Source organism: Methylobacterium sp. EM32, from assembly GCF_040593685.1.
GTDB lineage: Bacteria > Pseudomonadota > Alphaproteobacteria > Rhizobiales > Beijerinckiaceae > Methylobacterium.
Genome location: NZ_JBEXZS010000066.1, coordinates 1 through 12,398, shown reverse-complemented (window position 1 = coordinate 12,398; position 12,398 = coordinate 1). Strand labels below are relative to the sequence as shown.

11 protein-coding genes are annotated in these 12,398 nt (G+C 69.3%); 9 read left to right on the top strand and 2 right to left on the bottom strand.

Going from position 1 to position 12,398, the window contains the following annotated elements:
- Window positions 1-122 precede the first annotated feature (122 nt).
- The 4 genes from ABZT49_RS09945 (at window position 123) to ABZT49_RS09930 (ending at window position 5,096) form a co-directional block, all read left to right on the top strand.
- The gene (locus ABZT49_RS09945) at window positions 123-1,067 is read left to right on the top strand and encodes a hypothetical protein (RefSeq protein ID WP_355285788.1); all 945 of its coding nucleotides are present in this window, start codon (window positions 123-125) and stop codon (window positions 1,065-1,067) included.
- A gap of 22 nt (window positions 1,068-1,089) precedes the next feature.
- A complete protein-coding gene (locus ABZT49_RS09940; protein WP_355285787.1) occupies window positions 1,090-2,367 on the top strand; it encodes an HlyD family efflux transporter periplasmic adaptor subunit in 1,278 nt (425 codons plus the stop codon).
- A 4-nt stretch (window positions 2,368-2,371) separates the two neighbouring features.
- Window positions 2,372-4,525: a peptidase domain-containing ABC transporter gene (locus tag ABZT49_RS09935; RefSeq protein ID WP_355285786.1), complete on the top strand. Its 2,154-nt coding sequence runs from the start codon at window positions 2,372-2,374 to the stop codon at window positions 4,523-4,525.
- 163 nt (window positions 4,526-4,688) lie between these two features.
- Window positions 4,689-5,096 (top strand): tetratricopeptide repeat protein, encoded by a 408-nt coding sequence (locus ABZT49_RS09930; protein ID WP_355285784.1) that lies wholly within the window; start codon window positions 4,689-4,691, stop codon window positions 5,094-5,096.
- 79 nt (window positions 5,097-5,175) lie between these two features.
- On the opposite strand, the gene ABZT49_RS09925 is transcribed toward ABZT49_RS09930, so the two are convergent.
- Window positions 5,176-6,660: a TolC family protein gene (locus tag ABZT49_RS09925; protein WP_355285783.1), complete on the bottom strand. Its 1,485-nt coding sequence runs from the start codon at window positions 6,658-6,660 to the stop codon at window positions 5,176-5,178.
- Window positions 6,661-7,091: 431 nt separating this feature from the next.
- The gene (locus tag ABZT49_RS09920) at window positions 7,092-8,048 is read right to left on the bottom strand and encodes a GntR family transcriptional regulator (protein WP_355285781.1); all 957 of its coding nucleotides are present in this window, start codon (window positions 8,046-8,048) and stop codon (window positions 7,092-7,094) included.
- Window positions 8,049-8,248: 200 nt separating this feature from the next.
- Between ABZT49_RS09920 and ABZT49_RS09915 the strand changes: the two genes are divergently transcribed.
- Genes ABZT49_RS09915 through ABZT49_RS09895 form a run of 5 tightly spaced genes read left to right on the top strand, consistent with a single transcriptional unit; the run spans window position 8,249 to window position 12,262 of the window.
- Window positions 8,249-9,400, top strand: a complete 1,152-nt coding sequence (locus ABZT49_RS09915; protein ID WP_355285780.1) for a mannitol dehydrogenase family protein — start codon at window positions 8,249-8,251, stop codon at window positions 9,398-9,400.
- A complete protein-coding gene (locus tag ABZT49_RS09910) occupies window positions 9,397-10,080 on the top strand; it encodes an amino acid ABC transporter permease (protein WP_109974484.1) in 684 nt (227 codons plus the stop codon). Before ABZT49_RS09915 ends, ABZT49_RS09910 begins: the two co-directional genes overlap by 4 nt.
- A gap of 15 nt (window positions 10,081-10,095) precedes the next feature.
- Window positions 10,096-10,749, top strand: a complete 654-nt coding sequence (locus ABZT49_RS09905; RefSeq protein ID WP_355285778.1) for an amino acid ABC transporter permease — start codon at window positions 10,096-10,098, stop codon at window positions 10,747-10,749.
- On the top strand, window positions 10,733-11,461 hold the full coding sequence (locus ABZT49_RS09900) for an amino acid ABC transporter ATP-binding protein (RefSeq protein ID WP_093567952.1): 729 nt from the start codon (window positions 10,733-10,735) through the stop codon (window positions 11,459-11,461). Before ABZT49_RS09905 ends, ABZT49_RS09900 begins: the two co-directional genes overlap by 17 nt.
- Before the next feature lie 18 nt (window positions 11,462-11,479).
- Window positions 11,480-12,262 carry a transporter substrate-binding domain-containing protein gene (locus tag ABZT49_RS09895; RefSeq protein WP_355285776.1) on the top strand — a complete coding sequence of 261 codons (783 nt, stop codon included), beginning with the start codon at window positions 11,480-11,482 and terminating at the stop codon, window positions 12,260-12,262.
- Window positions 12,263-12,398: the final 136 nt, after the last annotated feature.

The window sequence follows — 12,398 nt, the reverse complement described above, 5'->3', positions numbered from 1 at the left end:
CCCCCGGCCCCCGTCTGCCCGCCGCCGGCCCCGTCCTGCGGCAGCGCCAAGTCCAAGAAGCATTGCTGAACCGCTGACGGCGGATCCGTGCGGGGCACCGGCTTGAGAAGGATCGAGATCCGATGAGAACGGCCCCGCACATCCCCTGGACCTACGCGCGCCTGGCGAGCCTGCCGCTGGCCTGGCGCCGGCGCGCCCTGCGCGCCCTCGTCACGGGCCGCCGCCTCCTGACCGGGGACAAGGGCGACGGCTTCGCGGCGACCTTCGAGAGCGTGCTGCGCCTGCCGCGCCGCGAGGCCCTGCGCCTCTCGCGGGAGGCCGCCCACCACGACACGGCCTCCGAGATCGAGTGGTGCGCCCTGCACAAGCGGTCCATCGCGGCGATCCGGCGCGACATCGCGCGGGTGCAGGTCGCGGATCCGGCGGTGATGGAGCGCGTCGCCGCCACCGGCCGGCCGGTGATCCTGGCGCCGCTCCACATGGGCGCCTACGTGCTCGGACTCGCCGCCCTGATGACCCGCTACTTCCCGGGCCGGCCGATGCTGGTCCTGCGCCAGCGCGACGACATGGCGATGGAGACGGAGGTGATCGAGCGCCTGCGCGAGGTCGACGTCGACGTGCGCTTCCTGAACGTCAGCCAGCGAGCCGACTTCCTCTCCGCGGTGCGCTTCGCCCAGAAGGGCGCGGTGATCGTGGTGTTCTGCGACCTCGACCCGTCCTACGGGGCGCCGGCCGAGATGCCGATGTTCGGGCTGCCCTTCCGTTTCGCTTTCGGCACCGACACCCTGGCGCGGCTCACCGGCGCGACCGTGGTGCCGCTCGCCACCACCATGGACGATCACGGCGACACGATCGGCCTCGGCCAGCCCTTCGAGGTGCGCGGGGCCGCGTCCGAGGAGCGGACGCACGTCGCCGGCATCATGCGCCGGCACATCCAGGCCGCCATCGCGGCCCGGCCGGAGCAATGGCATCTCTGGCCGATGCTCGCCGATTATTTACCCTCCTCTGCGACGGTGCAGGACAACTCTCCGGCAGGCGGGGAGGCGCCGCGCGACCTCGCGGCGTAAGGTTTTTGCGAGCGGACGGTCGATGAGCGAACCCGCGGCGCCTCCCCCCGCGGAGGCCAGCTTCCAGCGTCGGCGGCTCACCGGCAGCGTCCACCTCCAGCACGACCGCGGCAGCGTCTGGATGGCGTGGTTCTTCGGCGCCATCATCATCGTCATCGTGGGAAGCCTCTTTCTCGGCCATCTCGCCCGCTCCGAAGCGGTGCGCGGCTACGTCTCGGCCGCTTCGGGCCTCACCCGCCTCGACGCCCAGGCCGCCGGCATCGTCCGGGAGATCGCCGTCAAGCAGGGTGACACCGTCAGCCGCGGCCAGCGCCTGATGCAGGTGCAATTGCGCGAGCAGACGACGGGCGGCGTCTCGACCGTCGGGGCGACGCTCCGCAGCCTGCAGGAGCGCCGCACCAGCCTGTCCGCCGAGCAGGCGCGCCTCTCGGTCTATCTCGACTCGACCCGCGGCGACCGCAGCGAGACCGAGCGCAACGTCACGGCGGTCCTGCGCGCCCTCGACGACCAGGAGCGCACCCTCAAGGAGGGTCTCGCCCAGCAGGAGGAGATGGTCGCCCGCGTCGAGGCCTATCTCAAACAGGGCTACGCCACCCGCGAGACCCTCAACGGCCAGCGCCGCGCCGCCCTCGACTACGCCCGCCAGATCGCCGAACTGCGCGCCCGCCGGGCCGAGTTGCGCCAGAGCACCTCGGAGCGCCTGCGGGCGCAACGCACCGGCGACACCGAGAAGGCGGCCCAGCTCGCCACCACCCGCAATGAATTGAGCGCCATCGAGGCGCAGATCACCGCGCTCGGCGCCCAGTCGCGCATCGACGTGGTGGCGCCCACCGACGGCGAGGTCGCGGGCCTCTACGTCCAGCCCGGCGATTCGGTCACCGCCGACCAAGTGGTGGCGATCCTCGGCGACACGCGGGCCGATCCGCTGGTCGTGCTCGAAGTGCCGGCCCGCGCCATCGGGCTCGCCAAGGTCGGCCAGGAGGTGGTTCTGAAATACGACGCCTTCCCGTTCAAGACCTTCGGCATCGCCAAGGGCACGATCACGGTGATCTCCGGCACCCCGTTGCGCAACCCGATGCTGGCCTCGGCGGAGGAGGGCGGGGGCGATGCGGCGGCGGCCGCTGCGCGCCAATCCGTCTACCGGGTCGAGGTGCGGCCCGATTCGCGCACCATGCGCGCTTACGGCACCGACGAGCCGATCCGCATCGGCTCGACCCTCTCGGCCGACATCGTGGTCGAGCGGCGGCGGCTGATCGACTGGATGCTCGATCCGATCCGGGCGATGCGCGGGCGAGGATGATCCGATGACCGACTGGCTCAAGCGCGCGCTCAGCCCGCGCCGGCGGGTGCGCTCGATCCTCCAGAACGAGGCCAACGAATGCGGGCTCGCGGCGCTGGCGATGGTGGCGAACTACCACCGCCACGACATCGATCTCGCCTACCTGCGGGCTTTGTTCCCGCTGTCGCGCAACGGCATGACGCTCGCGAGCATCGTGCAGCTCGCCGACAGCCTCGACCTCGACGCCAGCGGCTACGCCCTCGACGGGGTGACCGAGCTGGAGCAGGTGGCCCTGCCGGCGATCCTGCACTGGCGCGGCAACCACTTCGTGGTGCTGGAGAAGATCGCTCGCGGCCGGTACCACGTCCAGGATCCGGAATTCGGCCTGCGGGTCTACGAGCGCGCCGACATGGAGCGCCTGTTCGGCGGCGTCGTGCTCGAATTCGCGCCGCGGATGGATTTCCGGGCGATCAAGGTCGGCGACCGGCTCAAGCTGTTCGACATCCTGCGCAGCGCCCGGGGCCTCGGCGGCACGGTGTGGCAGATCACGCTGGTCTCGGTGGCGATCTCGCTCCTCGGCCTCACCACCCCGGTGCTGCTGCAGATCGCGCTCGACGTGGTGATCCCGCAGGTCGACCTCGACCTGATGCAGATGCTGGCCGCCGGCCTCGTGCTGATGATGCTGTTCGAGGCCTTCGGGCAGTGGCTGCGCGGCTACATTGCGCTCCGCGCCTCGACGCTGCTCCAGCTCCAGTTCACCCGCAACGTCGTCGGCCACGCGCTGCGCCTGCCGCTGAGCTACTTCGAATTGCGCCATCCGGGCGATTTCGTCACCCGCATCCAGTCGATCGACACGATCCGCACCTTCATGGTCGGGGGCCTGGTCACGTCGTTCGCCGATATCGGCACGTCGTTCCTGCTCGTCGGGCTGATGTACTATTACTCGCCCGTGATGGCGTCGATCACGCTGGCGACGCTGGCCGCCGTGCTGGCGATGCGCTTCGTCACCTTCCCGACGCTGAACCGCGCCACCGCCGGTTCGCTGGAGGCGCGCTCGCAGGAGCAGGCGAGCCTGATCGACGGGTTGCAGCGCATCGGCAGCTTGAAGGCGCATAACAGCACCGAGCTCTTCGCCATGAACTGGTTCGAGAGCTTCGCGCGCTTCGCCAATCTCGACTTCCGGGCGAAGAAGGCCGGGCTCGACGCCGAGTTCCTGATGCACGTTGTGATCGCGATCAGCACCGTGGCGACGCTCTATCTCGGCATCACCGGCGTCATCAAGAACACGCTGACGATCGGCACCCTCTACGCCTTCATCGCCCTGCGCACCGATTTCTTCGACCGCGTCAACCACCTGACCTCGAGCCTGCTCCAGCTCGCCGCCCTCAAGGTCCACGTCGCGCGCCTCGAGGACGTGATCGGCCAGGCGCCGGAGGAGGGCCTGCACGAGGCGATGGTCCACCGGGCGATCCGCAAGGAGGTGCGGGTCGACAACGTCACGATCCAGTTCGGCCGCGGCGACGAGCCGATCCTGACGGGGGCCTCCCTCACCATTGATGTCGGCCGCTGCGAGACGATCGCGATCGTCGGCGCCTCGGGCTCGGGCAAGTCGTCGCTGATGCGGATCCTCGCGAGCCTCACCGAGCCCGCCGCCGGCTCGGTCACGGTCGACGGCGCGCCGTTGAGCCAGTTCGGCAAGCGCGAGTACCGGGCCAATCTCGGGGTCGTCTTCGCCGATGACGGGCTCTTCGCCGGCACGGTGGCCGACAACCTGTCGCTGTTCGATCCGGCCGTGTCCCACGCCGAGATGGAGGCGGCCCTGGTGCGGGTCAGCTTGCGCGAGGAGATCGAGCGGCTGCCCCAGGGCTACGCCACCCACGTCTCGGAGGAGGGCAGCGTACTCTCAACCGGCCAGCGCCGCCGCCTGCTCTTGGCCCGCGCGATCTGCCGCCGGCCGCGGCTGATGCTCCTCGACGAGGTGACGGCGAATCTCGACCCGGCGACGGAAGTGGCCCTGGTGGAGAGCCTGAAGGGCGTGAAGGCCGCCAAGGTGTTCATCACCCACAGCGAGCGCCTGCTCGACCAGGTCAACCGGGTCTTCCGGATCGAGAACGGGCGGCTGACGGAGGATCCGCGCCCGCCGGAGAAGCCCGGGGCGCCGGTGCCGGAGGCGGCGTGAGGGGCTGGGGCGATCCTTCGTCGGATGACGCGGGCCGATCTAAAATATCCTTCTGATTGTCGCTCATCAGCATTAGCACGGCATGCCGGCCGACTCTTGACCCTTTATGGACCTTGATCGCGAATGATTTGATGATCAACATTCGCCTTCTATATGATGCTCCATGACCTCGTTCGATCCCTACGAAGCCGTCAAAACGATAGATGCCACGCTGGCAGAAGGGCGCTTCGAGAAGGCGGTGCTCGACTATGAGCGCCATCAGTTCGCGATTGATGCCTGGGACGCGGGAGGCGTGGCCTTCCGGATCGGAAACATCCTTGAAGAACTGGGAGACACTGAACAGGCCGAGCGGCTCTACCGGAACGCTGTTGCGGCCAATCCCGGCATGACACCCTACAAGCAGAACCTCGCCGCCATCTTGTTTGAGGCGAAGCGCTATTCGGAAGCAAAGCCCTTCTTGGAAGAGATCGTTCGGGAGACCACCGACGCATACGACCTCCGTTCGATCTGTCTCGAATGGCTCAGCGCGATCACCCAGCAGGAACTTCGGCCGAACAGCACTAAGGCATAGGGTCTGCATGCCATCCCAAGCGGTCCCACGCCCATGGCAGCCCGTCATGCGGTCAACTTGGTCGTTGTGACCCCAACCCTCAGCGACCATCCCCCTCCGCCCGTGAGACCCGCAGCACCAGGGCGGGCAGCGCTCTCACAGCCGGCCCCGCGCTACCGCGCAGGGCAGGGGCTGTCTCGACCGGGACTGCGGCGAGCGACCGCCGCAGGGCCGGCGCCGGGGGCGGGGCGACCGACTCGAAACGCCGCGCCGACGACCCGCCGGGCGCGGCGTCCAGGAGCGCCGCGGCGGCGGCGAGCTGAAGCGACTGCCCGTCGCGCTCGTTCAGCACGACCTCCGCCGCCACCTCGGCATTGGCGAGCTCGCCGCGGATGTTCAATTCGTCGAGGACAGTCCGAAAACCCGCCGCCCGCTCGATGCCGAAACCCCGCATCGTCTCGCGCAATTCGCGGATCCGCGCCGTCAGCTGGGCGTATTGCTCGGCGGTGGCCTGGCGCCGTGCGAAGGCGATGCGGGCCGCGGTGAGCGTCGCCAGCTCCTTGTCCTGCGCCTCGTAGCCGCGCTGGCGCGCCAGCGCCGAGGCCTCGCCGATCCGCGGCAGGCTGCCGGGCTCGTAGATCGGCACGGTCGCGACCACCCGGGTGGTCGTATCGGTGATCCGGTCGAGGGCCGGGCTGTAGCCGAGCTGCGCGATCTTCGAGACTTGCAGGTTGACCTTCGGGAGAAGGTCCGCGACCGCCGCCTTGGCCTGATAGCCTGCGGCCTCCGCCTCGAGCTGGAACGCCGCGATGTCGGGATTGGCCTTGCGCACCAGATCGGCATAGGCGTCGGCTTTGCGCGGCAGCCCGTCGGGCAGGCGCGGCGGCAGCATTCGCTCGGGCGCCATCCGGGTCAGGCGGGTGAATTCGAGGCGCGACGCCGTGAGGTCGGCCTGGGCGCGCAGGCGCAGGGCCTCCGCCTCCTGCACCCGCGAGCGGGCGAGCGCCACGTCGGTGCGGGTGGCGTCATTGAGCTCGAACTGCTTGTCGGTGAAGGCGGCGATGCGCTGGATCGCGATCCGCTGCGCCTCGCGCGCCGCCAGGATCCGGGTGTCGCGCAGGACCGCGATGTAGGCGATGGCCGTGTCGAGCAGCACCTGCTGGCGCCGGGAGATCAGGAGCAGCCGGCCCGATTCGGCGAGGGTCCGGGCGGTCTGGTAGCCGTTCCAGCGCCGGAACCCGTCGAAGAGCGGCAGGTTCGCGGTGATCCCGACCACGCTCGGCGCCCGCCGCGGCGTCGCGTCGAGCCCGACCACCGGCGGGGCGGCCTCCGGCGCGTAGGTGATCCGGCTCTTGAGCGGCCGGTCGGCCGTGAAGGCGACGGTGGGCATGAAGGCGTCGATGGCGCCGCGCAGGCGCTCCTCGGCCCCGTCCTGCCGGGCGCGCTCGGCCCGCAGCACGAAGCTTGATTCGAGCGCCGCCGCCGAGGCCTCTTCGAGGCTCTGCGCCCGGACCGCGCCCGCGGAGCCCGCCAGGATCGCCAGGACGCAGCCCAGCCTCTCCATCCTCGCGCGCCGCACCGACATCTGAGCTCCGCACGAGGGGGATGACCGGCGGCCGCCCCAGGGTTGGTCCGGGGAGGACGCTGCGAACGGCCGCTCTCTTCTTCGCGCAACAGGGTGAAGGAAGCCTTACCTATGGGCGGATACCCGTACAGGCACCGGCTGCACAGCGACACGATACCGGATTCACAGACGTGACGGACTTGTATTATTTATACTGCGATATCAGATTTGCCATATGAAAGGTCGATCGGCAGATCGCGATTGAAAACATCTGATAGCTTGCTTGATTGGCCTCTATCGATGTCCCACAACCTCCTTGTCATTCCGGGGCCGCGCAGCGGAGCCCGGAATGACAAGGAGGTTGTGGGAATCCTGTCGAGCCCGTCGAACAGACTCCGAGAGCGAGACCGCGCCAGACTCGACCGCAGAACGCGCCCAGCTGTGCGAAGACGTCACCCGACGGGCGGAAGCGCCTGGCCAACCTCCGGCTCGCGCATCCGCGCCGGCGCACCACCCAGCGGGCCGACCGCGATCGAGCGCAGCAGGGTCGCCCGGGCGGTGCGCAGATGGGCCCGGCAGGTCTGGTCGATCTGGCGCAGGTCGCGCGAGCGCAGGGCGGCGATGTAGTCGAGGTGCTCGCGCAGGGCGACGCGGTGGCGCTCCTTCTCGTCGGATTTGTCCCACTGGTAGTGGTAGTGGAAGATGATCGAGATCACGTCGTAGAAGTCGCGGATGAAGCGGTTGCGCGAGGCGTCGTGGATCAGCCGGTGCAGCCGCTCGTCGAGGCGTGAGAAGTCGCGGTAGCGCGCGTCGATCTCGGCGAGCAGGGCGTGGTGCTCGCGCTCGATCGCGGCGAGTTCGGCCCAGGCCGGCGAATCCGGCGCCAGCTCGACGAAGCGGCGGGCCGAGCGCAGCTCGAACATCTCGCGGATCTCGTAGATCTCGGCGGCGAAGTCCGGCGTCACCCCGGCGAAGATCCAGCCGCTGTTCTCGCGCCGCTTCAAGAGCCCGAACTGGCTGAACCGGGTCAGGTATTCCCGCACCGCCGTGGTCGAGACGCCGAACAGGCGCGCCAGTTCCGCGGTATTGACCACCTGGCCCGGGCGGCAATCGCCCTGGAGCACCCATTGCATGAACTTGCGCTCGACGGCCTCCGCCACCGTCTCGGTCTCGAGACCAGGAAAATAATCCTCAGACACCGGGTGGCGGACCAGGCAGCGCCGTGCCCCGTCCGACCCGACGATGCCGGACGCGGCGAGCCCCGCCAGCACGCCCCGCACCGTCGTGCGGCTGACCTCCAGCAGTTCGGACAGGTCGGCCTCCGAGATGCACCACGGCCCGAGCGGCCGCGCCGCCAGCACGGACAAGCATTGGTTGTAGGCCCGCTTGTGGACCGTGTTCGCCCGCATCCCGTCCTCCCGCGGACACGAGTCCAGCACGCCGCACGGCCCCGCGTCCATCCGCCTTCAGGCGGTTTTTCGCACATAAAAAACCGTTTGACAGCCGGGACTGGTCGGTTCTTTATGCATGATAATACATAAGCCCCATCCGGTGAGGACACGCCCATGGCCCCGATCGGCAGCATTTCCGCCCGCGCGGCGCGTTGCGCATGAGCGTCACCCGCAAGACCCGGCGAGTGGTCCAGTTCGGCACCAGCCGCTTCCTGCAGGCCCATGCCGACCTCTTCATCCACGAGGCGCGCGAGGCCGGCCAGGCGGTCGGCCCGGTCGCGGTGGTGCAGACCTCGGGCGCGGCCTCCCGCGCCGGGCGCGTCGCCGCCTTCGGGGCGCCCGAGGGCTATCCGGTCGTCATCCGCGGCATCGCGGACGGTGCGCCGGTCGAGCGGCAGGTCACCGTCACCAGCATCGACCGCGGCCTCTCGGCGACGACCGACTGGGACGCCGTGACGGCCCTGTTCGTCGACGAGGCCGAGATCGTCCTCTCGAATACCGGCGATACCGGCTACGCGATCCCCGCCTCCGATCGCGGCGCGGGATGGGTCGAGGCGCATCCCCCGGCCTCGTTCCCGGGCAAGCTGACCCAGCTCCTCTACCGCCGCTGGCAGGCGGGCGGGCGCCCGCTCACGGTGCTGCCCTGCGAGCTGATCAACCGCAATGGCCGGGTGCTCCAGGGCCTGGTCCTCGACCTCGCGGGCGAGGCCGGCCTGCCAGAGGACTTCCGGACCTGGCTGCGCGAGGGCGCGACCTTCACCGACACCCTCGTCGACCGCATCGTCTCCGAGCCGATCGAGCCGGTCGGCGCCGTGGCCGAGCCCTATGCCCTGTGGGCGATCGAGCGCCGGCCCGGCCTCGTTCTCCCGTGCGAGCATCCCTGCATCGTGCTCGCCGACGATCTCGAGCCCTACGAGCGGCTGAAGCTGCACATCCTCAATCTCGGCCACACGTTCCTCGCCGAGATCTGGCAGCGCGAGGGCCGGCCGAAAGGTGAGACCGTGCGCGAGATCCTGGCCGATCCGGCGATCCGGGCGCGGCTCGACGCGCTCTACCGCGACGAGGTGGTGCCGGGCTTTTCCGCCCGCGGGATGGGGGCGGAGGCGAATACTTACGTCGCCGCCACCCTCGACCGGTTCCTCAACCCCTACCTGAACCACCGCCTCTCCGACATCGCCCAGAACCACGTCCAGAAGGTCGAGCGGCGGATTCCCGCCTTCCTGGCCTGGGTCGAGGAGGCGGGCACCCGTCTGCCCGCGCCGGTGTTGCGGGCGCTCGCCGCCGCCTACCCGGCCTCGGGCGCGGCATGACCTACCAGTTCGATTTCGCCGCGCTGCTGCCGTACTGGCGCGATTTCGCCGCCGGGGTCTGGCTGACGCTCCAGCTCTCGGCGCTGGCGACGGTGCTCGGCTTCGTCGGCGGCGCGCTCTGCGCCATCGCGCGGGCCGACGGGCCGCCCTGGGTGAAGCGGGTCGTCGGCGCCTATGTCGAGGTGATCCGCAACACGCCGCTGCTCGTCCAGATCTTCCTGGTCTATTTCGGCATCGCGGTTTTGGGCCTTCGGGTCGATGCCAACGTCGCGGCGGTGCTGGCCCTCGTCGTCAACGTGGTGGCCTATACCTGCGAGATCATGCGCGCCGGGATCGAGAGCATCCACAGGGCGCAGGTCGAGGCCGGGGAGTGCCTGGGGCTGAACCGCCGCCAGATCTACTGGCACGTGGTGTTGCGCCCGGCGATCGAGCGGGTCTACCCGGCGCTGGTCAGCCAGTACGTGCTCCTGATGCTCGCCTCGTCGATCTGCTCGCAGATCTCGGCCGAGGAGCTGACGGCGGTGGCGAACCGCATCCAGTCCGACACCTTCCGCAGCTTCGAGACCTACATCGTCGTCGGCCTGGTCTACCTCGCCCTGTCCTTCGTCGTGCGCTGGGCCTTCTGGGGCTTCGGCCTCCTCGTCTTCACCCGCCGGCGCAAGCTCGGCACCGCACTCTAAGCGGGGAGGGGACCCATGCCCACTTTCGGACCCCAGCACCTCTGGTTCCTGCTGCAGGCAGCGGGCTGGACGCTGGCGCTCTCCGCCATCGCCTTCATCGGCGGCGGCCTTCTCGGCTTCGGCGTGGCCTTGGCCCGCATCTCGTCGAACCGGATCCTCCGGGGCGCGGCCTCGGTCTACGTGCAGGTGGTGCAGGGCACGCCGCTCCTGATCCTGCTGTTCATGATCTATTTCGGCCTCGCCATCGCGGGCTTCGACCAGTTGCCGGCGCTGATCGCCGCGGGCGCCGGGCTGACGATCTACGCCTCGGGCTTCCTCGGCGAGATCTGGCGCGGCTGCATCGAGGCGGTGCCGAAGACCCAGTGGGAGGCGGCCGAGTGCCTCGCCCTGTCGCCCTGGCAGCGGCTGACCCGGGTCGTGCTGCCCCAGGCGATGCGGCTCGCCACCGCCCCCACCGTCGGGTTCCTGGTCCAGATCGTCAAGAACACCTCGCTCGCCTCGGTCGTCGGCTTCGTCGAGCTGTCGCAGGCCGGCAAGCTCATCAACAACTCGATCTTCCAGCCCTTCATCATCTTCGTGACCGTGGCGATCTTCTACTTCGCCATCTGCTATCCGCTGTCGGCCTGGAGCCGCGGGCTGGAGAGGAGGCTCAATGTCGGCCGTCGTTAAGCTTGCCAACGTCCACAAGAGCTTCGGCCCGCTGAAGGTCCTCGACGGCGTCTCGTTCGAGGTCGGCCGCGGCGAGGTGGTGGCGCTGATCGGCCAGTCCGGCTCCGGGAAATCGACGGCGCTCCGCTGCATCAACGCGCTGGAGACGATCGAGGAGGGGGCGATCGAGGTCTGCGGCCACGCGATCCACGCCCCCACCCTCGACAAGCGGGCCTTGCGGCTCTCCGTCGGCATCGTCTTCCAGAGCTACAACCTCTTCCCGCACCTCACCGCGCTCCAGAACATCATGCTGGCACCGACCTGCGTGAAGGGGATCAAGCGGGGGGAGGCGCGCGACCTCGCGATGGACTGCCTGACCCGGGTGGGGCTCGCCGAGAAGGCCGAGCACTATCCCGAGCAGCTGTCCGGCGGGCAGCAGCAGCGCGTCGCCATCGCCCGCTCGCTCGCCATGCAGCCGCAGGTGATGCTGTTCGACGAGGTCACCTCCGCCCTCGACCCGCAGCTCACCTCCGAGGTGCTGAAGGTCATGGAGGATCTCGCCCGCGGCGGCATGACGATGATCCTCGTCACCCACGAGATGGGCTTCGCCCGCCGCGTCGCCGGCACCGTCATCTACATGCGCCAGGGCCGGGTCTGGGAGACCCTGGCCGGCCGCGACCTCGACAACCCACGCACGCCCGAATTGCGCGACTTCGTCGGCAGCGGGCTGTAACCAACAGGAGATTTGGGGATGAAGCGCAGGACCTTCCTGGCCGGCGGCCTCGCGGCCGCCTCCACCCTGGCGATGCCGGCGCTTGCCGACACGCTCGACACGATCAAGAGCCGCAAGAAGCTGCTCGTCGCCCTCGATCTCGGCTCGCCGCCCTTCGGCATGACCGATTCGGCGATGCAGCCGACCGGCTCCGACGTCGAGACCGCCCGGCTCCTCGCCGCCGAGTGGGAATTGCCGCTGGAGATCGTGCAGGTGACGAGCCCGAACCGGGTGCCGTTCCTGCTCACCGGCAAGGCCGACATGGTCATCGCCTCGTTCAGCGTGAACGAGGAGCGCCAGAAGGTGATCGACTTCTCGGACCCCTACGGGGTGATCCAGGCGGTGATCGCTGGGCCGAAGGTCCGCGAGGTCAAGGATTACGCGGCCGTTGTCGGCAAGCGCCTCGGCACCACCCGCGGCAGCACCAACGACAAGGAAGCAACCACCAAGGCCCAGGGCGCCCAGATGGTGCGCTACGACGACGACGCCACGCTGATCACCGCGATGGTCTCGGGCCAGGTCGACATGGTGGCGACCTCGCCGCAGGTGATGAACACCGCCAACAGCCGGAAACCCCCGGAGCCGTTCGAGACCAAGATCGTGATGCGGACGTTCCCCTACGCGATCGGCATCCGCAAGGGCGAGGGCAAGCTCCAGACCGCGCTGAACGAATGGGTGCGCAAGAACCTGCGCAACGGCCAGCTCAACGCGATCTACAAGAAGTACCACGGCAGCGACCTGCCGGCCGAGATGCTGGCGTAGTCGAGACGCTCTTCCCCTCCCCAGGCGATCCCGGGCCCGCCCGCGATCGCTGCGAGTTGTGGGGAGGGGCTAGGGGTGGGGGTGGTGCAGAATGGAGCGCTGAGCTCTACGCGGCACCACCCCCACCCCCATACCC

Coding starts and splice junctions, on each gene's coding strand:
- ABZT49_RS09945 (WP_355285788.1), top strand. CDS start 123: ATGAGAACGGCCCCGCACATCCCCTGGACCTACGCGCGCCTGGCGAGC.
- ABZT49_RS09940 (WP_355285787.1), top strand. CDS start 1,090: ATGAGCGAACCCGCGGCGCCTCCCCCCGCGGAGGCCAGCTTCCAGCGT.
- ABZT49_RS09935 (WP_355285786.1), top strand. CDS start 2,372: ATGACCGACTGGCTCAAGCGCGCGCTCAGCCCGCGCCGGCGGGTGCGC.
- ABZT49_RS09930 (WP_355285784.1), top strand. CDS start 4,689: ATGACCTCGTTCGATCCCTACGAAGCCGTCAAAACGATAGATGCCACG.
- ABZT49_RS09925 (WP_355285783.1), bottom strand. CDS start 6,660: ATGTCGGTGCGGCGCGCGAGGATGGAGAGGCTGGGCTGCGTCCTGGCG.
- ABZT49_RS09920 (WP_355285781.1), bottom strand. CDS start 8,048: ATGCGGGCGAACACGGTCCACAAGCGGGCCTACAACCAATGCTTGTCC.
- ABZT49_RS09915 (WP_355285780.1), top strand. CDS start 8,249: ATGAGCGTCACCCGCAAGACCCGGCGAGTGGTCCAGTTCGGCACCAGC.
- ABZT49_RS09910 (WP_109974484.1), top strand. CDS start 9,397: ATGACCTACCAGTTCGATTTCGCCGCGCTGCTGCCGTACTGGCGCGAT.
- ABZT49_RS09905 (WP_355285778.1), top strand. CDS start 10,096: ATGCCCACTTTCGGACCCCAGCACCTCTGGTTCCTGCTGCAGGCAGCG.
- ABZT49_RS09900 (WP_093567952.1), top strand. CDS start 10,733: ATGTCGGCCGTCGTTAAGCTTGCCAACGTCCACAAGAGCTTCGGCCCG.
- ABZT49_RS09895 (WP_355285776.1), top strand. CDS start 11,480: ATGAAGCGCAGGACCTTCCTGGCCGGCGGCCTCGCGGCCGCCTCCACC.